A 21,009-nucleotide genomic window follows, 5' to 3' on the forward strand; every position below is an offset into this window, starting at 1 on the left:
CGAGCCCGTGCCAAACTCCGGACACTCGTAGTTCAAGCTGCAGCTACAACCGGATAGACTCGTAAACCACTAGAGACCCAGTGCAAGGATCGAACATGCATTTGCGCTTTCTCATCACCGGCGGCGCCGGCTTCATCGGCTCTGCTGTCATTCGCGAATTGCTGAGCAACACCCCACACCAGGTCGCCAACGTCGACAAGCTGACCTATGCGGGCAACCTGGAGTCTCTGGCCGCAGTCGAAAACTCCGCAGCCTACAGCTTTCATCAGCTGGATATCTGCGACCAGCCCAGTATTGGTCAGCTGCTCGCCGAGTTCCAACCTGATGTTGTCATGCACCTGGCGGCGGAGTCGCATGTTGACCGCTCCATCGACGGCCCTGCCGCGTTCATGCAGACCAACATTCTCGGCACTTACAGCCTGCTGGAAGCCTGCCGGAGCTACTGGCAGAGCATGCCGGACGTGCGCCGCAGCCGCTTTCGCTTTCATCATGTTTCCACCGATGAAGTGTATGGCGACCTGGAAAGCGACAACGCCCTGTTCACCGAGACAACGCCTTACGCTCCCAGCTCGCCCTATTCCGCCAGCAAGGCCAGCTCAGATCACCTGGTGCGCGCCTGGCAGCGCACCTTCGGTCTGCCGGTGGTGGTCACCAATTGCTCCAACAATTATGGCCCTTACCACTTTCCGGAAAAGTTGATTCCGCACATCATTCTCAACGCCATTCAGGGCAAATCATTGCCGGTGTACGGCGATGGCGGCCAGATTCGCGATTGGCTGTATGTCGAGGATCACGCCAGAGCCTTGATCGAAGTGGCAACGAAGGGCCAAATCGGTGAGACCTACAATATTGGCGGTCACAACGAGAAGCGCAATCTGGAGGTGGTCGAGACCCTGTGCGACCTACTGGATGAACTAGCCGCGCAGCAGCGCCCCGCTGGGCTGCAGCGTTATCGAGAACTGATTACCTTCGTGAAGGACCGGCCCGGCCACGACCGCCGCTACGCCATAGACGCGTCAAAAATTCAGCGCGAACTGGGCTGGGTGCCTCGCGAGACCTTTGACAGCGGCATCCGCAAGACCGTGGAATGGTATTTGCTTAACCCCTCTTGGTGGCAGCGAGTGCTTAGTGGAGATTATCACTTGGGCAGACTCGGCCATACTCAAGACTGACTACAACAACAGGGCGTGGGCATGAAAGGCATCATTCTGGCTGGCGGTTCCGGTACAAGGTTGCACCCGATCACCCGCGGCATCTCCAAGCAATTGCTGCCGATCTACGACAAGCCGATGATCTATTACCCGCTATCGGTGCTGATGCTGGCGGGGATTCGCGACATTCTGGTCATTTCTACCCCTGAGGACCTGCCCAACTTCCGCAAGCTGTTGGGTAGCGGCGACGACTTTGGCATTAACCTGAGCTACGCCGAACAACCTTCGCCAGACGGCTTGGCCCAGGCCTTTCTGATCGGAGAAGACTTCATTGGCGACGACAGCGTTTGCCTGATTCTTGGCGACAACATCTTCTACGGGTATGGCTTCAGCGCCATGCTGGCCGAAGCCGCTGCGCGCCCCAACGGCGCCACGGTGTTTGGCTATCACGTAAGCGATCCGGAACGCTTTGGCGTAGTGGACTTTGACGAGCGCGGCCTGGCCATTTCCATCGAGGAAAAGCCAGCAAAGCCCAAATCCAACTACGCGGTCACCGGCCTGTATTTTTATGATAACGACGTGATCGACATAGCCCGAAAAATCAAACCTTCGCCCCGCGGCGAGCTTGAGATAACCGACGTCAACATGGCCTACCTGCAGCGTGGTGACCTTAATGTCAGCCTGCTGGGACGCGGTTTTGCCTGGCTCGACACCGGCACCCATGACTCGCTGATGGACGCCAGCTATTTCGTGCAAACTATTGAGGCAAGGCAAGGCTTGAAGGTCGCGTGTCTGGAAGAGATTGCCTTCAATCAGGGCTGGCTGTCTGCCGAGCAACTGCGCACCGAGGCTACCGCCCTGAGCAAAACCGGTTACGGTCAGTACCTGCTGCGGGTATTGCAGCAGGAAGGTAGACGATGAAGGCACAAGCGACAGCGCTCCCCGGCGTACTCATTATTACCCCCCAAAAGTTCGGCGATGAGCGCGGTTTCTTTGTAGAAACCTTTCAGGCCGAACGCTACCGCGCACTGGGCATTGCCCATGATTTTGTCCAGGACAATCACTCTCGCTCTGCCAGGGGCGTACTACGCGGGCTGCATTTTCAGCGCAATCATCCGCAGGGCAAGCTGGTCAGGGTCAGCCGTGGCAGCGTGTTTGACGTGGTGGTAGACGTCAACCCAGCCTCGCCGACCTACGGGCAGCATGTCAGCGCCGTCTTGTCCGATGAAAATGGCTTGCAGCTGTGGATTCCGCCAGGTTATGCCCATGGCTTCTGCGTGCTCAGCGACCTGGCTGACTTTGAGTACAAGTGTACCGAGTACTACCGCCCGGAGGATGAAGGCGGCCTACTGTGGAATGATCCTGCTCTGGCTATCGAGTGGCCCATCAGCGACCCAGTTCTGTCCGCCAAGGACCAGCGCAACCCCACCCTGGCAGAGTTGCTTGCCGAAGGCGGCGAATGATGCGGGTTTTGTTGACCGGCGGTAATGGGCAGGTCGGGCGAGAACTCTTGGCGCAGACCCCAACAGACATAACCTGCGTGGCACCAAGCTCGACCGAGCTGGACATTACCCGTATGGACCAGGTGCGCGCCTGGGTAAAACGGGTATCACCGCAACTGATCATCAACGCCGCTGCCTATACCGCGGTGGATCTGGCGCAAAGCGAACCCGAGCGCGCCTGGGCCATCAATCACCAGGGTGTGGTCAACCTGGCTGCGGCGGCAAAAGAAGCTGGAGCCCGGTTATTTCAATTGTCCACCGACTACGTTTTTGACGGCAACGCCAAGGCAGCTTACGTCGAGACCGCCCCCTGCCAGCCACTGAATGTTTACGGTGCCAGCAAGCTTGCCGGTGAAACGGCGCTACAGACAGCGATGGAGCATAGCTTGATCCTGCGCACCAGCTGGGTCTTCAGTTGCCACGGCAACAACTTTGTCAAAACCATGTTGCGCCTTGGACAGCAGCGCGCGGAGCTGGGCGTGGTCGCCGATCAATACGGTAGCCCGACATCCGCTGCCGATATCGCCACGGTGCTCTGGCAACTTGCCGTACAGCCGCAAACCAAGGGCGTGTTCCACTACAGTGGCGCACCGCGCTGCAGCTGGTATCAATTCGCCACGCAGATTTTTTCCGAGGCGCACACCCTCGGGCTGCTGCAACGCGTTCCCCAGCTGACGCCGCTAACCAGTGCCGAGTACCCCACAGCAGCCAGCAGACCAGCCAATTCGGCGCTTGATTGCAGCTTGCTGCGCCAACGCTTTGGCATTACCCAGCCGGATTGGCGGCACGCCCTGCGACTCGTTCTGGCTCAACTGCGCGCCATGCCACGCCAATAACGCCGCATGCGGTCCATCGATCGCGCCGCCCTGCTGCCGGCTTCATTACATCTGCATGAATATTGCCCCAGCGGTGAAGGCATGCAACACCCCTGTAACCTGCCTCCGGTTAGCTGGTGTCATTTCCAGACCCGTGTGCCAAGGCGCACGCCAACAGACTGACACCGAGGTGCCCATGTACGCTGAGAAAGCCGTTATTCGCGTGCACCGCGATTTGCAGGTGCACACCTGGTTCTACCCCAACCCCGCAGCTGAATCGACCATCATTCTGGTCAATGGCTCGCTGGCTACCAGTGCGTCCTTTGGCCAGACGCTGCGGTACCTGCAACCCCTGTTCAATGTGGTGCTGTTCGATCAGCCCTACAGCGGTCACTCCCGCGCGTACAACGGCAATCAGCTACTGATCGGCAAGGAAGATGAGGCGCTGATTCTGCTGGATCTGATAGAGCATTTTCGCGCCGACCAGGTGTTGTCTTTCTCTTGGGGTGGCGTGGCGACCATGCTGGCACTGGCGCAGCGACCGGAGCGCATAAAGCGCGCGGTGATCACCTCGTTCTCGCCAATCATCAACCCGGCCATGCAGGACTACCTCGCGCGCGGCAAAGCCTATCTGGCCGCCTGCGACCGGCAGCAGATTGGCAACCTGATCAACGAGACGATTGGCGAGTTTTTGCCGCCGTTGTTCAAGCGTTGCAACTTCCGCCATGTCAGCAGCTTGGACGAACACGAGTACGCGCAAATGCTCCTGCATATCCGCCAGGTACTCGAGCTGGATAGTAGTCAGTACATGAGCTGCGTCAGCAATATCGATATACCGCTACTGTTCGTCAACGGTACCTGGGACAAGTACACCAGCGCCGAAGATGCGCTGCATTTCGGCAATCTGGCGCCACGCGCCGAGTTTGCGCGTATCGCCCATACCGGGCACTTTCTGGATCTGGAGCACAAAACCGCCTGGCAGGACACCCGAGCTGCGGTGGAATCATTCGTCCTGCGCGAGGTGCGCGAGGAGCCGGTCAGGCCTCGCCAGCTGGCGCTGGCAGGCTGACTCGCTCACCGCTATTGCACCAAGGTGCACAGCGGTGAGCGACCGGCGGCTCAGGGATTCAGCGAGTCGAACACGGTGGTTTCCGCGTCGGCGGCTTGCGCACGCAGACCGATCAACTGCTTGATCTTGCGATGCGGGAACACATAGAACTGGTTGTCCTCGACCGCTTTGAGCGTCTGCTCGGCAATATCGTTCGCCTGAATCTTGCCCTTCTGAACCGCAGCCTTGGTCATCTCGGCACGCTTGAGCATTATTTCGCTCGGCGCAATGGTATCAGCCTTGTCCGCCGGGCGGTTACGCTGCGAATCGGAAATACCGGTGGGGAAGAACGCCGGGCATAGGCAGGTAACGCCCACGTTGGCACCCACATCACGCAAATCCAACGCCAGGGTCTCGGACAGCGCTACAACCGAGTGTTTGGTCACGTTGTAGATGGCCATGCTGGGGCCGTTCAACCAGCCAGCAGCAGAGGCGGTGTTGATGATGTGGCCTTCGCCCTGCTCGATCAGCATCGGGGTGAATACCTTGACGCCCCAGACTACGCCATACAGGTTGACACCCATGACCCATTCCCAGTCGGCAACGGTGTTTTCCCAGGCCGGGCCGCCGACGCTCACGCCAGCGTTGTTGAAGATCAGGTGAGCCGCGCCAAACTCGCTCTTACACAGATCAGCAAAGGCCTGCACCTGCTCGAGCTTGGAGACATCCAGACGCATGGTAGCGGCCGGGGTACCCGGATGCGCCGCCTCAACCAGGCGCAGGGTTTCCTGCATGCCGGCCTCATCTACATCGCCGAGCACCAGCTTCATTCCCCGCGCGGCGCAGCACAGCGCGAATTCCCGACCCAAACCACTGCCGCCGCCGGTGATGGCCGCCACTTTGCCCTGTAGATTCTGCATGCTCTGCTCCTCTGAACCTGCGCCCGGCTTATGCGGGCGACAATGAATTATAAGTTGGATGAATAGAATGCCCCGTTCACCCTGGCCAGACCAGTGCTATCGGTCAGGTTGATCGACCCCAAGCAGTGCAATTTATAAAGCTCGTCACAGCCTGAGGTCACACGGCAGAAATCAACTACCCAGAGACCGGTTATGACCTATAGTGGGATCAACATGGTTGCTGGAATACAAAGATGCCTGGACGCCTCTGGTTAGCCCTGCTCCTCACCCTGCCCCTGGCCGCCCAAAGCGCGCCACTGAGGCTGAATACGGATATTTTCCCGCCCTATCAGGTGCAAGAGGGAGACCGCCTGACCGGTAGCTCCATCAAGGCACTGGCCTGCATTTTCAGCGCCATGGATAGAGACTACGAGATCAGGGTTCTGCCCTGGCAGCGAGCCGTGCATGATGTCAGCCTCGGCCGCGCGGAAGGCTTCTTTTCCGCCACCCGCATGAACCGCGCCAGCGACTTTGCCACCCTCTCCGCGCCCTTGGCGCTGGAAAAGTGGTACTGGTTCAGCAACAACCCTGTCCGTCCGCCGGCATTTGGTACCAACAGCACGTTGCGTATTGGCGGGGTGCGTGGCAGCAATCAGGTCGACTGGCTACTGCAGCATGGCTACGAGGTCGATCCCCTGGTGACCAATACCTCGCAATTGCTGCACCTGCTCAAGCGCGGTCGCATCGACGCCTTCCTCGCCGACCAGCAAACCCTGCGTATCGAGCTCACCCAGCAGCCACTCGACCTGCGCCCGCGCAATGCCTACTTTCAGCAGTACACCACTCTGGGAGTGTATTTTGCCAATGCGCTGCTCGGCCGTGAGCCCAATTTTCTTGAGCAGTTCAACCAGCAAGTCTATCAATGCATTCCGGAGATCAGCGTATTGCAGGCCGAGGAACGCGAGCAACTACAGAAGTTGCACCGGACGCTGTTTGCCAACTGGCGGCACGAACCCGCGCTGATCGAGGCAATACTCCAGCAGAACCAACAGCACGCCAACATTTCATTGAGCGGCATCCACGAACTGGACCAGCGGTGGCAGACCGAGCAACGGCAAGTCGAAAGACCCTTGATCAGCAGCGTACTCGGTAACTCGCTATCAGCCTGGCTCGCGCAACAGCAGGCCAGCTACAAGGGGCTGATCAGTGAAATCATGGTAACCGACCAGCACGGGCTGAACGTGGCGGCCAGTGAGATGACCACCGACTACTGGCAAGGTGACGAGGCCAAATTCGCCGATGCCTTTTTTGCCAGCCAGGACAGTCCCTTCATGGGGCCATTGAGTTACGATCAATCCACCCAGCGCTATCAGGTGCACATCAGTACCGCCATACACCGCCCCGGTGGTGATGAGGTGATCGGCGTCATGGTAATCGGCATCGATATTGAACGCGCGCTGAAGATGGAAAACAGCCTGTTTGACGGAGAAAGCACACCGCAATGAGTAATCACCCACTGCCCATCAAAATCATTCCCTGCGCGCTGCTGATCGCCTGCAGCGCCTGTTCACCGGTACCAGAGAAACCCATCGACAAGGGCATGGCGCGCATCAACCTGGATGCTGACGTGGGCAATGAGGTCAGAGCGTATCACCTCGATGGGGAGCTCACCAAGAGCATCCGCTTTGGTGATATCAACCCCGGCGCCCACCAACTGCAGGTGCGTTATCACTTTGAAGTGCCCGGCGGCTCGGCCAGCGGCGGCTTGCTCGACGGCAATTTTCGCACCTGCATAATGGAAGTCAGCTACGCGAACTTCGAGCCCGGCATGCAGTACCTGTTGAAAACCGAGCGGCGCGGCTGGAAACCGGCCGGCTGGTTATACGATCAGCAAACGCAGGAGAAAATTGCCGACGCCGAGGAGGTGCGCTGCGGCCCCGGCATCTAACGCGGCGCTACCCAGCCCGCCGCGCGCCACGCCGCCAGCCAAGCCAACCGATCCGTCTCTCCTTTTGCCGCGCGATACTCCGCCGCGAGCCACCCACGGTAATCGGCACTGTCGAGCGCCTGGAACGCCGCGCGAAAATCCAGCTCGCCGCTACCGGGTGCGCCGCGCCCGGGCACATCCGCAAACTGCACATGACCAATCTGCCCGGCCAGCTGCCGAACGCTCAGGGCAACCGGCTCGCCCATCCGCGCCATGTGGTAAAAATCCAGCTGCGCGGACAAATTGGGATGGGCTACCCGCGCCAGCATGGCCGCCAATTCGGCCGAGCTGGCCAGCAAAAAACCTGGCATATCCAGGCGATTGATCGCCTCACACACCACAGCCACGCCCAACGGCGCGAAGGCCTCCGCCGTCAACCGCAGGTTGTGCTCCAGGGTGTCGAGCGCCTGTGCCTCGCTCACGCCGCGGGCCAACTTACCCGGCAGCACGTTAACCTTCTGCGGCTGCAACACATCGGCATAATCCAGCGCCTGTTGCAGCGCCTGCGCAAACGCCGTCTCGCGGCCGGGCACGGCTGCCAGCCCAGGGCCGCCGTCCATCAAATCACCGGCTGGCAGGTTGAACAGCACCAGCGGCATGCCCTGCCGTTGCAATTCAGCCTGTAGATCCGACGCCGGCAGCCCGTACGGAAACTGTACTTCCACGCCATCAAAGCCGGCCTGCGTTGCCGCGGCGATACGCTCAAGCAAAGGCTGTTCGGTAAACAGCATCGACAGGTTGGCGGCGAGTTTCCATTGCATGGCAGAGGCTCCGATAGGACGAGGCAATCAGTGTAATTCACTGCGCCCAAAGCCTGAATGGCCAAGGGGCTTCGCCTGCGTGGGCTTTTTCTTTAAACTTGGCGCCACGCCCTGCTCTGCCACGACAGCCGAGCCGGAGTCTTCCGCTATTGAACCGGAGCAATAACATGTCGATGATCAAACGCCCCCTGGCTGCGCTGGCAGGTCTGTGTCTGTCTGCCGTTACCCTGCTGTCTACCCCTGCGCTGGCAGAGACCACCACGCTGCGCGTTTCGGCCATCCCCGACGAGGCGCCCACCGAGCTGATGCGCAAGTTTGAGCCACTGGGCAAGTATCTGGTGGCCGAACTGGGCATGCCGGTCACCTTCCAGCCGGTATCGGATTACGCCGGCGTGGTTGAAGCACTGGGCGCCAAACGGCTTGACCTGGCCTGGCTGGGCGGCTTTACCTTTGTTCAGGCCAAACTGCGCACCGGTGATGCCATTCCGCTGGTACAACGCGAACAGGACGAGGTGTTTACCAGCACCTTTATTACCGCCGATCCCGACGTAAAAACCCACGCTGACCTCAAAGGCAAGAGCTTCGCCTTTGGCTCGGTGTCGTCCACCTCTGGTCACCTGATGCCGCGTTATTTCCTGCAGCAGGACGGCATTGATCCTGACGCCTTCTTCAGCCGCGTCGGCTTCTCCGGTGCGCACGACGCCACCGTAGCCTGGGTCGAGTCCGGCAAGGTCGACGCCGGCGTGCTGAACTCCTCGGTCTGGGAAAAACTGCTAGAGCAGGACAAGGTGAATACTGACAAGGTGCGCGTTTACGCCGTCACTCCCACCTACTATGACTACAACTGGACGGTACGTGGCGACCTCGACCCGGCACTGATCGAAAAGATCAAGGCGGCCTTCCTGGCGCTCGACCCGGCCAACCCGGAACACAAGACGATCCTCGATCTGCAACGCGCCTCACGCTTTGTGCCCACCAAAGCAGAAAACTACCAGGGCATCGAAGAGGCTGCGCGCGCTGCCGGCTTGCTTGAGTGAGCATCAGCCTGAACGGGGTGGGTTACACCCACCCCAATGGCACGCAGGCCTTGCGCAGCATCAATCTACGCATAGACGCAGACGAACAGGTCGCCATCATCGGCTCTTCCGGTGCCGGAAAAACCACCCTGCTAAAGCTGCTGGCCACCAGCCTGATGGCCTCCAGCGGCGAGTTGGAGCTGCTGCAACAGCACCCCAGGCGCCTGCGCTCTCGCGCATTGCGACAGCTGCGTAGCCGCATCGGCCTGATTCATCAAAGCCCGCCCCTGCCGCCGCGCCAGCGCGTGGTGACCGCTGTACTGGCAGGCCGGCTTGGCCAATGGTCACTGGCCCGAGCCTGTCTTTCGCTGTGTTATCCGAGCGACATTAGCGGTGCACGAGCAGAGCTGTCCCGGCTTGATGTGAGCGACAAGCTGTTTGCCCGCTGCGATCAGCTCTCCGGTGGCCAGCAACAACGCGTTGGCATCGCTCGTGTGCTGTATCAGCAGCCTGACCTGATGCTGGCGGACGAACCGGTTTCGGCGATGGACCCGGTACTGGCAGAACACACCCTAAGCATTCTCGGCAGTATCGCCCGCGAGCGAGGCGTGCCGCTGATTGCCAGCCTGCATGCAGTCGAACTGGCGCTGCGTCACTTCCCCCGCATAATCGGTTTGCGCGCCGGCGAGATTCTGTTCGACAAGGCTGCCGAGACGGTAAGCCAGCAGGATCTGGATGCGCTCTACGTCAACACTGGTCTGAGCGACCCACAGCAGCAAGCCAGTGCAGTTGTGCTACCGCCACTGCGCAACCCATGCCTGTAGCCGCGCCCCGCCAGCACTGGCAGGACCCGGCAGCCAGACCCAGGTTGCTAATAACCCTGGCCGCACTGCTCCTGCTATGGCCAGGCCTGCAGATCACCGAGTTCCGACCACAGATCCTGTTCGACGCGCAGAACCGTGAGGTCATGGGGCGTTTTCTTTCCGGCTTCTGGCCGCCGGAAGTCGGTAGCGAATTTCTCAGGTTGCTCGGCCGCGCTACGCTGGAAACCCTGGCCATGGCCACCGCCGGTCTCGTCCTGGCCCTTCTCTTGGCAGTGCCGCTAAGCCTGATTGCCACCCGCGCGCTATCGATCTCAACCGTGCTCATTGGCACGCCGAGCGGCGTTGGGCGCTGGGTACGCTATCCGGTGCGCGTCGTGCTGGTTGTGCTGCGCAGCATTCCCGAAATTGTCTGGGCGCTGCTGTTCGTGCGCGCCGTTGGACTCGGCCCGACCGCCGGTGTGTTCGCCATCGCCATCACCTATAGCGGCATGCTCGGCAAGGTGTATGCCGAGATCTACGAATCCGTCGACGCCCAACCCACCCGCGCGCTGCTCCAGAGCGGTAGCTCACGGCTAGCGGCTTTTCTGTATGCCGTGCTGCCCAACGCCGCACAGGAGCTGACCTCCTACACGCTGTATCGCTGGGAATGCGCGGTGCGCGCTTCGGTGATCATGGGCTTTGTCGGCGCCGGCGGCCTGGGTCAGATGATCGACCTGTCGATTCGCATGTTTGCCGGCGGTGAAGTCGTCAGCATTTTGCTGACCTTCCTGCTGTTGGTACTGCTGGCCGACCAGGTCAGTCTGCACCTGCGCCGGAGGCTGGCATGAGACCTGGCGTCGGCGCGGCATGCTGGCTGGTAGCGATCACTGCGGCCGTAGTGGCGTCCTTTGCCTATCTGCAACTGGATTTCGGCAGCCTCATCCGGGCTGACAGCCGTGCCCAGATGCTGGACTACGCGGGTTCATTCTTTCCGCCCAACACCTCGCCCGCCTGGCTGGCCAAATTGTGGCAGGGCGCGGCGGAAACCCTGGCTATTTCCGCCATCGGCACTCTGCTCGCCGCGCTTTTTGGCTCAGCATTGAGCCTTCTGGCCGCAGGTCGGCTAGGCGGCATGGCCAAATCAGCCTGCCGTCTGTTGCTCAATGCTCTGCGCTCGGTACCCGAACTGGTCTGGGCGGCGCTCATGGTATTGGCGGCAGGGCTTGGGCCCTTTGCCGGCACACTGGCAATCGCCCTGCACACCACTGGCGTGCTCGGCCGCCTGTTCGCCGAAGCGCTGGAAAACGCTCCGTCAGAGCCGGCCAACGCCCTGCGCCAAGCAGGTGCTTCAGCCACCACTGCCTTTCTCTATGGCACCCTGCCCGGCGTCATCCCGCAGTGGCTGGCTTATACCTTGTATCGTTGGGAGAACAATATTCGCATGGCGGCGGTGCTGGGCTTTGTGGGTGCTGGCGGTTTGGGTCAGATGCTGCACGTCACGCTGAGTCTGTTTCAGCAGTCCAAGGCGATGAGTGTCATTTTGGCTATGTTGGCAATGGTGTTGTTGGTGGATGCGTTGAGCGGGTGGTTAAGGGCGAGGTTGGGTTAAGCCTGAAGCACAAGCAACCTGCAACACTGCGCAGCGCGCATAGCACTGGACGCGTAGCACTAAGAAGAACTCCCCACGCTGGAGTGCAGCTCCCCTCCATGCAATACCTCAGAGCCACCGATTTAATTCATTGCTGCGCTGTTTTGGGGTCTGCCCTTAGCCTTTTCCGGCGAGTTACTTTTCTTTGAATGGCCAAAGAAAAGATAACCAAAAGAACTTCACGCGACCAGCCTGGGCCACTAGGCTGGCCTTCGGCTCCTCTGCATTACTCGGCAGAGCGGAACGGGGAGTCAGCGGCTAGCCTGCGCGCGAACTTGGATTTTGATTGTGTAGTTTCATTTCTTACATAAGACTCTGCAGCAACACGGGCTAATAATTCCCATCTGAGCGGGCGAGTAGCACAGAGCTACCGGGAAAAAGGCGTGCGCGGTGTCTGAGCGAAGCGAGTTTGCGCGCGTCCCCGGTAGATCGAGCAACGCAGCGAACCCGAAGGGCCGCGCAGCTGGGTGCCCTGGGGGATTGTTAAGGGGGCATGGGCAAGCATGCCCCCTTGACTCGCCTGGAGGCGAAAAGGGTATCAAGCCAATCGCCGGCTTCTGAGTGAGCGCAGTCAGCAAGACCGCCAGCCAAACGAAGCTATCTCCCAGCGTTGATTTCAGGTGAAGAAAGCGCGTCAGCTTCCAACCCGCTCCTGCACCAACACCCAAGGCCTGATCACCACGGCCCACAAGTTGTCGGGCTCGCGCTCAGCCCAGTCGCCAGCCTGCGCGTCCGTCGCCACCTGCAACTGCCTGGCGTCCATCCAGGCTTTGATCTGCTCACTGTCGTCTTCCATCATCGCCGCGGCCGCTTGCACCAGATCCAACTCAGGCGCCACCACTAGCAAATCGCCACGGGCAAAATGCGGCTCCAGGGTTTTCCATTCAATGTTGCCGGTGGCGCCAAGGATCGCCGCATAGGCTTCATCAGACAGGGTCATTGCTCAGGTCCTTTCTTCATATACAAAGGTGTTGCATGGTAGCCAGCTGCGGCCGACATGCAAGAAATCGTCGGCAATGTCGCCAAAAACGGCCTATTCTTTCCGTGGGTATGTCGCCATACAGACACAATATTGCAGTTAACGGACATTGGCTGACAAATCGACAGCCGTCGATTCCCTGTACCGATGGCGGTTGCTAAACTGCGCCGGTACAGTTCCGATCAGGCTGTGTATCCATAAAAAATAAGCAGGAACAAGCCAAGGCTACTTCGGCATAACAACACAAGTGAGCAGATGATATGAAAATGGCACACAAAAAAGCACTTTCCCAGATTATCGCCGCCGCTGCGCTGGTTGGCGTCAGCGGTTATTCGCTGGCGGCAGACACCATTAAGATCGCGCTAGCCGGCCCGGTCACCGGCCCGGTAGCCCAGTACGGTGATATGCAGTTCATTGGTGCCAAGATGGCCATCGAGCAGATCAACAAGGCTGGCGGCGTCAACGGCAGCCAACTTGAGGGTGTGGTATTCGATGACGCCTGCGACCCCAAGCAGGCGGTAGCAGTCGCCAACCGCATCGTCAATGACGGCATCAGCTATGTGGTCGGCCACCTCTGCTCCAGCTCTACCCAGCCGGCTTCCGACATTTATGAAGATGAAGGCATCCTGATGGTGACCGCGGCGTCCACCAGCCCGGAAATCACCGAGCGCGGTTACCAGCTGGTATTCCGCACCATCGGTCTGGACAGCCTGCAGGGGCCAACCGCCGGCAAGTACATCGCCGAGCAGATCAAGCCGAAGAAAGTCGCGGTCATCCATGACAAACAGCAGTACGGCGAAGGTATTGCCACCGCCGTGCGCGATGTGCTGACCGAAGCCGGTATTGAAGTCCCCCTGTTCGAAGGTATCACCGCCGGTGACAAGGACTTCTCCGCACTGATCGCCAAGCTGCGCCAGGCCGGTGTCGACTTCGTCTACTACGGCGGCTACCACCCCGAGCTGGGCCTGATCCTGCGTCAAGCCTCCGAACAGGGTTTGGACGTACGCTTCATGGGTCCTGAGGGCGTGGGCAATACCGATATTTCCGCGATCTCCGGCGAAGCCTCTGAAGGCCTGCTGGTTACCCTGCCGAAAGCCTTCGACGAAGATCCCAAGAACGCTGACCTGGTAGAGGCCTTCAAAGCCAAGAACGAAGACCCCTCCGGCCCGTTCGTGTTTCCGGCCTACGCCGCCGTTCAGGTTATTGCCGATGGTATCAAGCTGGCTAAAAGCACCGACACCGAGGCCGTTGCTGCCGCACTGCGCGCCAACAGCTTCGACACCCCCACCGGCACCCTGGCTTTTGATGAAAAAGGCGACCTGAAAGACTTCAACTTTGTTGTCTACGAATGGCACGCTGACGCCAGCAAGACCGCACTGACCGAGTAAGTGAACTGACTCCGGGCCTGTCCAACGCTGTTGGCAGGCCCGGTTTTTTTGTTGATGCCCGTCTTTGCGGACCAGCATTGCTCCCCTTGTAATTTCGGTGTCATGGCTATGCCAGAGTCCCTCTACTATTTCATTCAACAGCTGTTGAACGGCCTGACCGTCGGCAGTACCTATGCCCTGATTGCCATTGGCTACACCATGGTTTACGGCATCATCGGCATGATCAACTTCGCCCACGGCGAGATTTACATGATCGGCAGCTACATCGCCTTTATCGTCATTGCCGCCTTGGCAATGTTCGGCATCGAGTCGGTACCGCTGCTGATTTTTGCGGCCTTCGTCATCAGCATGCTGGTGACTAGCGCCTACGGCTACAGCATCGAGCGTGTAGCCTACCGCCCGCTGCGTGGCGGCAACCGCCTTATTCCGCTGATTTCAGCCATCGGCATGTCCATCTTCCTGCAGAACCTGGTACGCATTGCCCAGGGCTCGCGTGACATCGCCATGCCCAGCCTGATTACTGGTGGCATCGATATCGGCCCGCAGGATGCCTTCCATGCCAGCCTGTCCTACATGCAGATGATCATTTTCGGCGTGACCCTGGTCAGCATGGTGCTGTTAACGCTGTTCATCTCGCGCTCGCGCATGGGCCGCGCCTGCCGGGCCTGTGCTGAAGATCTGAAAATGACCAACCTGCTGGGCATCAACACCAACGGGATTATCGCCCTGACCTTTGTCATTGGCGCCGCGCTGGCCGCGGTTGCCGGCGTCTTGTTAAGCATGTACTACGGCGTGATCAACCCCTACATCGGCTTCATGGCCGGCCTGAAGGCGTTCACCGCTGCCGTACTTGGCGGTATCGGCAGCATCCCCGGCGCAGTGCTCGGAGGTTTGTTGCTCGGCGTCACCGAGGCGATCACCGCAGGTTACTTCAGTACCGAATACAAGGACGTGGTGGCCTTTGCTCTGCTGATCCTGATCCTGCTGTTCCGCCCGAGCGGCATTCTTGGTCGCCCGGAGGTGGAAAAAGTATGATGCGCGCCAATTTGAAACCGGCGGTCATTTCCGCCGTGGTGGTAGTGGTACTCACCGCCTTGCTGATGGGTGTGCGCCTGAACCAGGACGGCACCAACCTGTCACTGGTCGGCGCTGGCCCAGATGTGTACTGGAAAATCGCCTGCGCGGCGATCTTCATCTTTTTCTACAACCTGTTCCGTGATCACTTGGCAGCACTGTGGAAGGCCATGCCCGGCATGCCGAAAACACCCACGCAGCTGGTCGAGGTCAGCAAGAAGCCGGCTCTGCGCCGCCTGTTCTGGTGCTTTCTGATCGCCCTCGCCATTATCTGGCCGTTTATCTCCAATCGCGGCGGTACCGACCTGGCTACCCTGGTGCTGATCTACGTGATGCTGGGTCTGGGCCTGAACATCGTGGTGGGCCTCGCGGGTCTGCTCGACCTGGGTTACGTCGGCTTCTACGCCGTAGGCGCCTACGGTTACGCCCTGCTGGCGATGTACTTTGATGTTGGCTTCTGGACCGGTCTGGTCGCCGCTGGCGCACTTGCCGCGCTGTTCGGCTTTCTGCTGGGCTTTCCGGTATTGCGCCTGCGCGGTGACTATTTGGCCATCGTGACCCTGGGCTTTGGCGAGATCATCCGCATTCTGCTCAACAACATGACCTGGCTCACCAACGGCCCGAACGGGATCGGCGGCATTCCCAAACCCACCTTATTCGGTCTGGAGTTCAGCCGCCGCGCCAGTGAAGGCATGCAAAGTTTCCACGAGTTTGTCGGCATCGACTACAGCTCCGAGCACCGTGTGATCTTCCTGTACCTGTTGGCCCTGCTGCTGGTGCTGATCACCCTGTTCGTGATCAATCGCCTGCTGCGCATGCCGATCGGCCGCGCCTGGGAAGCGCTGCGCGAAGACGAGATTGCCTGCCGAGCGCTGGGTATCAACCCAACCACGGTCAAGCTCGGCGCCTTCACCATCGGTGCCAGCTTCGCTGGTTTCGCCGGCTGCTTCTTTGCCGCGCGCCAGGGCTTTATCAGCCCTGAATCCTTCACCTTTATCGAGTCTGCCATCATCCTCGCCATTGTGGTGCTGGGTGGCATGGGGTCACAGATTGGCGTCATCCTGGCCGCTATCATCATGACCATCCTGCCGGAGATGGCCCGCGAGTTTAACGAGTACCGCATGCTGCTGTTTGGTTTGATGATGGTCCTGATGATGATCTGGCGCCCGCAAGGGTTGCTGCCGATGAACCGTCCGCATCTGGAGTTGCGCACATGAGCCGCCCGTTACTCGAAGTGTCCGGGCTGACCATGCGCTTTGGCGGCCTGCTGGCCGTCGACGGCGTGGAGCTGAGTGTGCAGCCCGGCCAGATCGTTTCCATGATCGGCCCCAACGGCGCCGGCAAGACCACGGTATTCAATTGCCTCACCGGCTTCTACAAGCCGAGTGGCGGCAAGATCGTGTTTGATGGCCAGGAAATCCAGGGCCTACCCGGTTTCCGCGTGGCGCGGCGCGGCATGATCCGCACCTTCCAGCACGTTCGCCTGTTCAAGGAAATGACCGTGGTGGAGAACCTGCTGGTCGCTCAGCACCAGCACATGAATACCAGCATGCTGGCGGGGCTGTTCAAGACCCCGGGTTACCGGCGTAGCGAACGCGAAGCCATGGAGCGCGCGGCCTACTGGCTGGAGCGGGTAGACCTGCACCAGTTTGCCAACCGCCCGGCCAATACCCTGGCTTACGGCCAGCAACGCCGCCTGGAGATCGCCCGTTGCATGGTCACGCAACCCAAACTGCTGATGCTGGACGAGCCGGCTGCCGGCCTCAACCCACGGGAAACCGATGATCTGAAGGCGCTAATCGCTGAACTGCGCGACCATCACCAGCTCACGGTGCTGCTGATCGAGCACGACATGAAACTGGTGATGAGCATCTCTGATCAGATTGTGGTGATCAACCAGGGCCGGCCACTGGCTGCCGGTACGCCAGACGAGATCAAGCAGAATCCAGACGTCATCAAAGCCTACCTGGGTGAAACCTGAGGGATTGCAAGCCATGCTGTACATGAAGAACGTATCGACCCACTACGGGAAGATTCAGGCGCTGCACGAGGTGAACCTGGAGGTTCAACGCGGCGAAATCGTTACCCTGATCGGCGCCAACGGCGCCGGCAAGACCACCCTGCTGATGACCCTGTGCGGCGATCCCCGTGCCACGACCGGCAGTATTCGCTACGAAGGCGACGAGCTGACCGGCCTCACCACCGCTGAAATCATGCGCAAGGATATCGCCATCGTGCCGGAAGGCCGCCGGGTATTCTCGCGTCTGACCGTGGAAGAGAATCTGAGCATGGGCGGTTTTTTTACCGCCAAGGAGCAGCTGCAGGAACAACTGGACACCACGCTGACGCTGTTTCCGCGCCTCAAGGAACGCTACCAGCAACGTGCCGGTACCATGTCCGGGGGCGAACAACAGATGCTGGCGATTGGTCGTGCATTGATGAGCAAGCCCCGCCTGCTGCTGCTGGACGAGCCCTCGCTGGGTCTGGCGCCCATCATCATCCAGCAGATCTTCGATATCATCGAGCAACTGCGCCAACAGGGTGTCACCATCTTTCTGGTCGAGCAGAACGCCAACCAGGCGCTCAAACTGGCCGATCGTGGTTACGTGATGGAGCACGGCCACATCGTCATGCAGGACAGCGGCGACGCGCTACTGGCCAATCCTGACGTTCGCAAGGCTTATCTCGGCGGTTAACCTGCCTGCTGTCAGGGCGTCGTCTGACGCCCCTGATAGCCACAACCACTCTGGCGCTCGCCATTGACCAACAGTACCGAGTGCATGTGGAAGTAATCCCCCGTCACCACATCCTGACAATCCTGGGGATACAGCCACAGCTCCAGATCGCCGCTCAGACTACGCGCATTCAACGAGCCATCCGGCAACTGCTCGGTTACCACTGGCACCGGCGCATGCGCCCGGTCGGCATCACTGCGCGTCAAACCATTGGCAGCCAGTACCGCGCGCCAGGCGGGTTGATACTGTAACGCGACCCACTGCGCGCCATCGGCGCTGCTGTCGGCACAACCCCTACCCTGCGATTGCATACGCAGAACCTTGACTGGCTGCACCCGCCCGGCAGAGTCGGTTCGACCCAGCAGATCCACGAATATCGCCGTCTGGCCCGGTTGGGCTGCCTGCGCAAAAATGGTTTCAAGCTGGGCATTTTCGATCACCGGTTGCGCCCCGTCCGAGCCGCACTGACGCAACGTAAAGCCCGCAGCGTTATGCTCCAGCAGACCACTTATGCGCTGCTCCGGACCACTCCAGCTGTTGCGCAACAGGCTACAGCCGGAGACCAGCAACACCATTGCAATCAGCATGATGCGCGTGCTTTTTAGTGTAAAAGGTCTCAATCTGTGAACTCCATTGCGTAAAAATTGAATATGCCGCCAAAATCATGACGTACGGCAGATCACAAATGCAATTGGCAATGGTACTCTGTGCCACATTCGCCCGCATGCGATTCATTTTGGCGGGTTTGGTTCCCGAATATCGTTTTGTTGGATAACACTGTTGGAAGCACAATAATGAAGAAGATTTCTGCCGTCGTACTCAGCACTCTCGCACTGACCATTACCGCTTGCTCAACCAACAAACCCGCACCACCGCCGCCAACGCCGGAAGCCACACCCTGGGCCCAGGCGCATATGGCGGAGCTGACTGCTATAGCGCTCGAAGAGCACTATGAAATTCAGAACAACGGTGAGCAGATCCGCCTGATTATCCCGGTGAAAAACAACTTCCATCCCAAACGCACGTTACTGTTGCCCTCCGGCCTGGTGCCCTTGTCACGTATCGCCAAAGTGCTACGCACCGCGACCGATAGCAACATCTCGGTGGTTGGCTTCAGCGACGACGTAGGGGCTGACGACACCAACCAGCAACTCAGCCTGGAGCGCGCCGAAGCGGTCGCCAGCGTTCTGCAACTGGGTGGTGTCCGCCGCCACAACATGCAACTCAAGAGCCTGGGTGAAGATCAGCCACGTGCCGACAACAGCACCCCGGAAGGCCGTGACCTGAACCGTCGGGTAGAGATCGAAATTACCCCGCGCGGCGCGGTCTCCAGTCTGGCACTGGCCCCCTGAGCCAACTCCTTGGCATCGGCCAGCCCGGTGCCAAGGTCCTGCCCTCCCGCTCGCACTTGCAGCAGGCACTCGCCTACCATGGCTGCTAGAATATCGACTGATTCCGCCACCTCTGGGCGGTAACCTTTTCAGCTAACCCATAAGCGACTTCCCATGGACTCTACGCCCCAGGCGCCAAGGGCATCAGCCCTGTTACCACTGCTGCTGTTTCTGCTGATTTTCCTCGGCAGCGGCATTTACTACACACTGCAAGGCACCGACTTCGCGTTTTATCAGCTCAAGGCACCGGTAGCGATACTACCCGCCATCATTCTGGCTATGCTGCTGACCCAACGCAGCTACCGCGAGAGCCTGATGACCTTTATCGACGGTATCGGCGACCGCAACATCATCACCATGGCGCTGGTGTTCCTGCTGGCCGGTGCCTTCTCCAGCGTGGCCAAGGCTATCGGTGGCGTCGACGCCACCGTGAACCTGGGGCTCAGCGTACTGCCAGCCAATATGGTGCTGCCGGGGCTGTTTGTTATCGCCGTGTTCATTTCTACCGCCATGGGCACCTCCATGGGCACCATTGGCGCATTGATACCCATTGCGCTGGGCTTTGCCGAGGCGACCGGGCTGTCGATTCCGCTGGCCGCCGGTGCCGTCATTGGCGGCGCCATGGCCGGCGACAACCTGTCGATCATCTCCGACACTACCATTGCCGCCACCCGCACCCAGGGCGTGGGCATGCGTGACAAGTTCCGACTCAACCTGATGATTGCCCTGCCCGCCATGTTGCTGACGCTAGTTGTGCTGTTCATTCTTGGCGGCAGTACCACAGCGGCGCCAGCGGCCGAGTACAATGCATGGCTGGTGTTGCCCTACGTCGCGGTGCTGATACTGGCTCTGAGTGGACTGGACGTGATGATAGTACTGATGGCCGGCATCCTGCTGTCCGGCATTACCGGCCTGCTGGTGAAGCCGGATTACGCGTTGGCTACCTACGGCAATGATATTTACCAGGGCTTCGCCGGCATGCTGGAAATCATGGTGCTGTCGATGCTGATCGGTGGGCTCTCGGCCATCATGAAACAGGAAGGCGGGCTGGACTGGCTGCGCCTGCGAATCCAGAGCCTCACCTCACGCAGCGCCGCGCCAGGCCGCCGCAGCGGTGAAACCGGGATCGCCGGCCTGGTCAGCCTGACCAACCTGTTTGTCGCCAACAACACCGTCGCCATCATCATCAGCGGCAGCGTCGCCAAGGACCTGGCTGATCACTACTCCGTCGATCCACGCCGCAGCGCCAGCCTGCTCGATATCTTTTCCTGTGTGGTGCAGGGGTTGATTCCGTACGGCGCGCAAATCCTGCTAGCCGGCTCTTTAGCGGCGCTATCGCCGCTGGCACTCATCAGCCAGGTACATTACTGCTGGCTGCTCGCGCTGATGGCGGTATTGGCTATCGTATTCGGCTTCCCGCGGGTCAAGCAGCCCCCCGCCGAGCACGCCGCCTGAGCCAGCGCGCTACTGCTCCCAGGGCTCGCCTCGGGTCCTAGGTTCGCGCCGCAGTTTCTCATGCATGGCCGCCTTGGCCAGCATCTGCGCACTGACTGGCGCTGTCAGAAACAGGAAAAAGGTAATCAGCAACTCATGCAGGCTGGGCTCACCGGCCTGCAGCGAGAAATACAGCATCGAGCCCAGCACCATGGAACCCACGCCAAGCGTAGTCGCCTTGGTCGGGCCGTGCAGGCGCATGAAAAAGTCTGGCAGCTTGACCAGCCCGATGGAGCCGATCAGCGCGAACAGGCTACCGGTCAGCAGCAGTGCGGCGATCAACCATTCGATCCAGCTTGGTTCGTTCATCCCTACCTC

At 59.9% G+C, this 21,009-nt stretch carries 23 protein-coding genes; 18 read left to right on the forward strand and 5 right to left on the reverse strand.

Annotated elements, in window-relative coordinates:
* Nucleotides 1-95 precede the first annotated feature (95 nt).
* The 5 genes from rfbB to BLU26_RS06730 all read left to right on the forward strand — a co-directional run bounded on the left by rfbB (nt 96) and on the right by BLU26_RS06730 (nt 4,537).
* On the forward strand, nt 96-1,172 hold the full coding sequence (gene rfbB, locus BLU26_RS06710) for a dTDP-glucose 4,6-dehydratase (RefSeq protein ID WP_092285048.1): 1,077 nt from the start codon (nt 96-98) through the stop codon (nt 1,170-1,172).
* Between the two features lie 21 nt (nt 1,173-1,193).
* Entirely contained in the window at nt 1,194-2,072 is an 879-nt protein-coding gene (rfbA, locus tag BLU26_RS06715; protein WP_092285050.1) for a glucose-1-phosphate thymidylyltransferase RfbA, read from the forward strand.
* The gene (gene rfbC, locus BLU26_RS06720; protein WP_092285052.1) at nt 2,069-2,614 is read left to right on the forward strand and encodes a dTDP-4-dehydrorhamnose 3,5-epimerase; all 546 of its coding nucleotides are present in this window, start codon (nt 2,069-2,071) and stop codon (nt 2,612-2,614) included. Before rfbA ends, rfbC begins: the two co-directional genes overlap by 4 nt.
* A complete protein-coding gene (gene rfbD, locus BLU26_RS06725; protein ID WP_092285054.1) occupies nt 2,614-3,489 on the forward strand; it encodes a dTDP-4-dehydrorhamnose reductase in 876 nt (291 codons plus the stop codon). The genes rfbC and rfbD overlap by 1 nt, the downstream gene beginning before the upstream one ends.
* Before the next feature lie 175 nt (nt 3,490-3,664).
* A complete protein-coding gene (locus tag BLU26_RS06730) occupies nt 3,665-4,537 on the forward strand; it encodes an alpha/beta fold hydrolase (RefSeq protein ID WP_092285056.1) in 873 nt (290 codons plus the stop codon).
* 50 nt (nt 4,538-4,587) lie between these two features.
* Here the strand turns inward: BLU26_RS06730 and BLU26_RS06735 are convergent, their stop codons facing one another.
* Entirely contained in the window at nt 4,588-5,436 is an 849-nt protein-coding gene (locus BLU26_RS06735; RefSeq protein ID WP_092285058.1) for an SDR family NAD(P)-dependent oxidoreductase, read from the reverse strand.
* A 233-nt stretch (nt 5,437-5,669) separates the two neighbouring features.
* On the opposite strand from BLU26_RS06735, the gene BLU26_RS06740 reads away from it, so the two are divergent.
* Together BLU26_RS06740 and BLU26_RS06745 are read left to right on the forward strand one after the other, a co-directional pair.
* Nucleotides 5,670-6,920: a transporter substrate-binding domain-containing protein gene (locus BLU26_RS06740; protein WP_092285060.1), complete on the forward strand. Its 1,251-nt coding sequence runs from the start codon at nt 5,670-5,672 to the stop codon at nt 6,918-6,920.
* Nucleotides 6,917-7,363 (forward strand): PA0061/PA0062 family lipoprotein, encoded by a 447-nt coding sequence (locus tag BLU26_RS06745; RefSeq protein ID WP_092285062.1) that lies wholly within the window; start codon nt 6,917-6,919, stop codon nt 7,361-7,363. Before BLU26_RS06740 ends, BLU26_RS06745 begins: the two co-directional genes overlap by 4 nt.
* On the opposite strand, the gene BLU26_RS06750 is transcribed toward BLU26_RS06745, so the two are convergent.
* Entirely contained in the window at nt 7,360-8,163 is an 804-nt protein-coding gene (locus tag BLU26_RS06750) for a hydroxypyruvate isomerase family protein (RefSeq protein WP_092285064.1), read from the reverse strand. The genes BLU26_RS06745 and BLU26_RS06750 overlap by 4 nt on opposite strands.
* Nucleotides 8,164-8,336: 173 nt before the next feature.
* Here BLU26_RS06750 and BLU26_RS06755 point away from each other — a divergent pair, with 173 nt between their 5' ends.
* The 4 genes from BLU26_RS06755 to phnE are packed head-to-tail and all read left to right on the forward strand — an operon-like array spanning nt 8,337 to nt 11,591.
* Nucleotides 8,337-9,200 carry a putative selenate ABC transporter substrate-binding protein gene (locus BLU26_RS06755; protein WP_092288392.1) on the forward strand — a complete coding sequence of 288 codons (864 nt, stop codon included), beginning with the start codon at nt 8,337-8,339 and terminating at the stop codon, nt 9,198-9,200.
* On the forward strand, nt 9,197-10,003 hold the full coding sequence (locus tag BLU26_RS06760; protein ID WP_092285066.1) for a phosphonate ABC transporter ATP-binding protein: 807 nt from the start codon (nt 9,197-9,199) through the stop codon (nt 10,001-10,003). The genes BLU26_RS06755 and BLU26_RS06760 overlap by 4 nt, the downstream gene beginning before the upstream one ends.
* Nucleotides 9,994-10,830 (forward strand): PhnE/PtxC family ABC transporter permease, encoded by an 837-nt coding sequence (locus tag BLU26_RS06765; RefSeq protein ID WP_092285068.1) that lies wholly within the window; start codon nt 9,994-9,996, stop codon nt 10,828-10,830. The genes BLU26_RS06760 and BLU26_RS06765 overlap by 10 nt, the downstream gene beginning before the upstream one ends.
* Nucleotides 10,827-11,591 carry a phosphonate ABC transporter, permease protein PhnE gene (phnE, locus tag BLU26_RS06770; RefSeq protein ID WP_092285070.1) on the forward strand — a complete coding sequence of 255 codons (765 nt, stop codon included), beginning with the start codon at nt 10,827-10,829 and terminating at the stop codon, nt 11,589-11,591. Before BLU26_RS06765 ends, phnE begins: the two co-directional genes overlap by 4 nt.
* A 673-nt stretch (nt 11,592-12,264) precedes the next feature.
* On the opposite strand, the gene BLU26_RS06775 is transcribed toward phnE, so the two are convergent.
* Complete coding sequence (locus tag BLU26_RS06775; protein ID WP_092285072.1) at nt 12,265-12,570, reverse strand: DUF2288 domain-containing protein; 306 nt, start codon at nt 12,568-12,570, stop codon at nt 12,265-12,267.
* Nucleotides 12,571-12,869: 299 nt separating this feature from the next.
* Between BLU26_RS06775 and BLU26_RS06780 the strand changes: the two genes are divergently transcribed.
* The 5 genes from BLU26_RS06780 to BLU26_RS06800 all read left to right on the forward strand — a co-directional run bounded on the left by BLU26_RS06780 (nt 12,870) and on the right by BLU26_RS06800 (nt 17,767).
* Nucleotides 12,870-13,997, forward strand: coding sequence for a branched-chain amino acid ABC transporter substrate-binding protein (locus tag BLU26_RS06780; RefSeq protein ID WP_092285074.1), 1,128 nt, complete (start codon nt 12,870-12,872; stop codon nt 13,995-13,997).
* Nucleotides 13,998-14,105: 108 nt separating this feature from the next.
* On the forward strand, nt 14,106-15,032 hold the full coding sequence (gene livH / locus BLU26_RS06785) for a high-affinity branched-chain amino acid ABC transporter permease LivH (protein WP_092288393.1): 927 nt from the start codon (nt 14,106-14,108) through the stop codon (nt 15,030-15,032).
* Nucleotides 15,032-16,288: a high-affinity branched-chain amino acid ABC transporter permease LivM gene (locus tag BLU26_RS06790; RefSeq protein WP_092288394.1), complete on the forward strand. Its 1,257-nt coding sequence runs from the start codon at nt 15,032-15,034 to the stop codon at nt 16,286-16,288. The genes livH and BLU26_RS06790 overlap by 1 nt, the downstream gene beginning before the upstream one ends.
* A complete protein-coding gene (gene livG, locus BLU26_RS06795; RefSeq protein WP_092285076.1) occupies nt 16,285-17,052 on the forward strand; it encodes a high-affinity branched-chain amino acid ABC transporter ATP-binding protein LivG in 768 nt (255 codons plus the stop codon). Before BLU26_RS06790 ends, livG begins: the two co-directional genes overlap by 4 nt.
* 13 nt (nt 17,053-17,065) lie before the next feature.
* Entirely contained in the window at nt 17,066-17,767 is a 702-nt protein-coding gene (locus BLU26_RS06800) for an ATP-binding cassette domain-containing protein (protein WP_092285078.1), read from the forward strand.
* 11 nt (nt 17,768-17,778) lie between these two features.
* Here BLU26_RS06800 and BLU26_RS06805 read toward each other — a convergent pair whose 3' ends face one another.
* Nucleotides 17,779-18,393: a hypothetical protein gene (locus BLU26_RS06805; RefSeq protein ID WP_092285080.1), complete on the reverse strand. Its 615-nt coding sequence runs from the start codon at nt 18,391-18,393 to the stop codon at nt 17,779-17,781.
* Between the two features lie 207 nt (nt 18,394-18,600).
* On the opposite strand from BLU26_RS06805, the gene BLU26_RS06810 reads away from it, so the two are divergent.
* On the forward strand, nt 18,601-19,158 hold the full coding sequence (locus BLU26_RS06810; RefSeq protein WP_092285082.1) for an OmpA family protein: 558 nt from the start codon (nt 18,601-18,603) through the stop codon (nt 19,156-19,158).
* Nucleotides 19,159-19,311: 153 nt separating this feature from the next.
* Nucleotides 19,312-20,652, forward strand: a complete 1,341-nt coding sequence (locus BLU26_RS06815) for a Na+/H+ antiporter NhaC family protein (RefSeq protein ID WP_092285083.1) — start codon at nt 19,312-19,314, stop codon at nt 20,650-20,652.
* A gap of 9 nt (nt 20,653-20,661) precedes the next feature.
* Here BLU26_RS06815 and BLU26_RS06820 read toward each other — a convergent pair whose 3' ends face one another.
* Nucleotides 20,662-21,000: a Na+/H+ antiporter subunit G gene (locus BLU26_RS06820; RefSeq protein ID WP_092285085.1), complete on the reverse strand. Its 339-nt coding sequence runs from the start codon at nt 20,998-21,000 to the stop codon at nt 20,662-20,664.
* Between the last annotated feature and the right edge of the window lie 9 nt (nt 21,001-21,009).

The sequence above is a fragment of the Halopseudomonas sabulinigri genome, from assembly GCF_900105255.1.
Lineage (GTDB): Bacteria > Pseudomonadota > Gammaproteobacteria > Pseudomonadales > Pseudomonadaceae > Halopseudomonas > Halopseudomonas sabulinigri.

What these genes read in the sequence shown, in the direction of transcription:
- rfbB (WP_092285048.1), top strand. Translation starts at nt 96, where the DNA reads ATGCATTTGCGCTTTCTCATCACCGGCGGCGCCGGCTTCATCGGCTCT.
- rfbA (WP_092285050.1), top strand. Translation starts at nt 1,194, where the DNA reads ATGAAAGGCATCATTCTGGCTGGCGGTTCCGGTACAAGGTTGCACCCG.
- rfbC (WP_092285052.1), top strand. Translation starts at nt 2,069, where the DNA reads ATGAAGGCACAAGCGACAGCGCTCCCCGGCGTACTCATTATTACCCCC.
- rfbD (WP_092285054.1), top strand. Translation starts at nt 2,614, where the DNA reads ATGCGGGTTTTGTTGACCGGCGGTAATGGGCAGGTCGGGCGAGAACTC.
- BLU26_RS06730 (WP_092285056.1), top strand. Translation starts at nt 3,665, where the DNA reads ATGTACGCTGAGAAAGCCGTTATTCGCGTGCACCGCGATTTGCAGGTG.
- BLU26_RS06735 (WP_092285058.1), bottom strand. Translation starts at nt 5,436, where the DNA reads ATGCAGAATCTACAGGGCAAAGTGGCGGCCATCACCGGCGGCGGCAGT.
- BLU26_RS06740 (WP_092285060.1), top strand. Translation starts at nt 5,670, where the DNA reads ATGCCTGGACGCCTCTGGTTAGCCCTGCTCCTCACCCTGCCCCTGGCC.
- BLU26_RS06745 (WP_092285062.1), top strand. Translation starts at nt 6,917, where the DNA reads ATGAGTAATCACCCACTGCCCATCAAAATCATTCCCTGCGCGCTGCTG.
- BLU26_RS06750 (WP_092285064.1), bottom strand. Translation starts at nt 8,163, where the DNA reads ATGCAATGGAAACTCGCCGCCAACCTGTCGATGCTGTTTACCGAACAG.
- BLU26_RS06755 (WP_092288392.1), top strand. Translation starts at nt 8,337, where the DNA reads ATGATCAAACGCCCCCTGGCTGCGCTGGCAGGTCTGTGTCTGTCTGCC.
- BLU26_RS06765 (WP_092285068.1), top strand. Translation starts at nt 9,994, where the DNA reads ATGCCTGTAGCCGCGCCCCGCCAGCACTGGCAGGACCCGGCAGCCAGA.
- phnE (WP_092285070.1), top strand. Translation starts at nt 10,827, where the DNA reads ATGAGACCTGGCGTCGGCGCGGCATGCTGGCTGGTAGCGATCACTGCG.
- BLU26_RS06775 (WP_092285072.1), bottom strand. Translation starts at nt 12,570, where the DNA reads ATGACCCTGTCTGATGAAGCCTATGCGGCGATCCTTGGCGCCACCGGC.
- BLU26_RS06780 (WP_092285074.1), top strand. Translation starts at nt 12,870, where the DNA reads ATGAAAATGGCACACAAAAAAGCACTTTCCCAGATTATCGCCGCCGCT.
- livH (WP_092288393.1), top strand. Translation starts at nt 14,106, where the DNA reads ATGCCAGAGTCCCTCTACTATTTCATTCAACAGCTGTTGAACGGCCTG.
- BLU26_RS06790 (WP_092288394.1), top strand. Translation starts at nt 15,032, where the DNA reads ATGCGCGCCAATTTGAAACCGGCGGTCATTTCCGCCGTGGTGGTAGTG.
- livG (WP_092285076.1), top strand. Translation starts at nt 16,285, where the DNA reads ATGAGCCGCCCGTTACTCGAAGTGTCCGGGCTGACCATGCGCTTTGGC.
- BLU26_RS06800 (WP_092285078.1), top strand. Translation starts at nt 17,066, where the DNA reads ATGCTGTACATGAAGAACGTATCGACCCACTACGGGAAGATTCAGGCG.
- BLU26_RS06805 (WP_092285080.1), bottom strand. Translation starts at nt 18,393, where the DNA reads ATGCTGATTGCAATGGTGTTGCTGGTCTCCGGCTGTAGCCTGTTGCGC.
- BLU26_RS06810 (WP_092285082.1), top strand. Translation starts at nt 18,601, where the DNA reads ATGAAGAAGATTTCTGCCGTCGTACTCAGCACTCTCGCACTGACCATT.
- BLU26_RS06815 (WP_092285083.1), top strand. Translation starts at nt 19,312, where the DNA reads ATGGACTCTACGCCCCAGGCGCCAAGGGCATCAGCCCTGTTACCACTG.
- BLU26_RS06820 (WP_092285085.1), bottom strand. Translation starts at nt 21,000, where the DNA reads ATGAACGAACCAAGCTGGATCGAATGGTTGATCGCCGCACTGCTGCTG.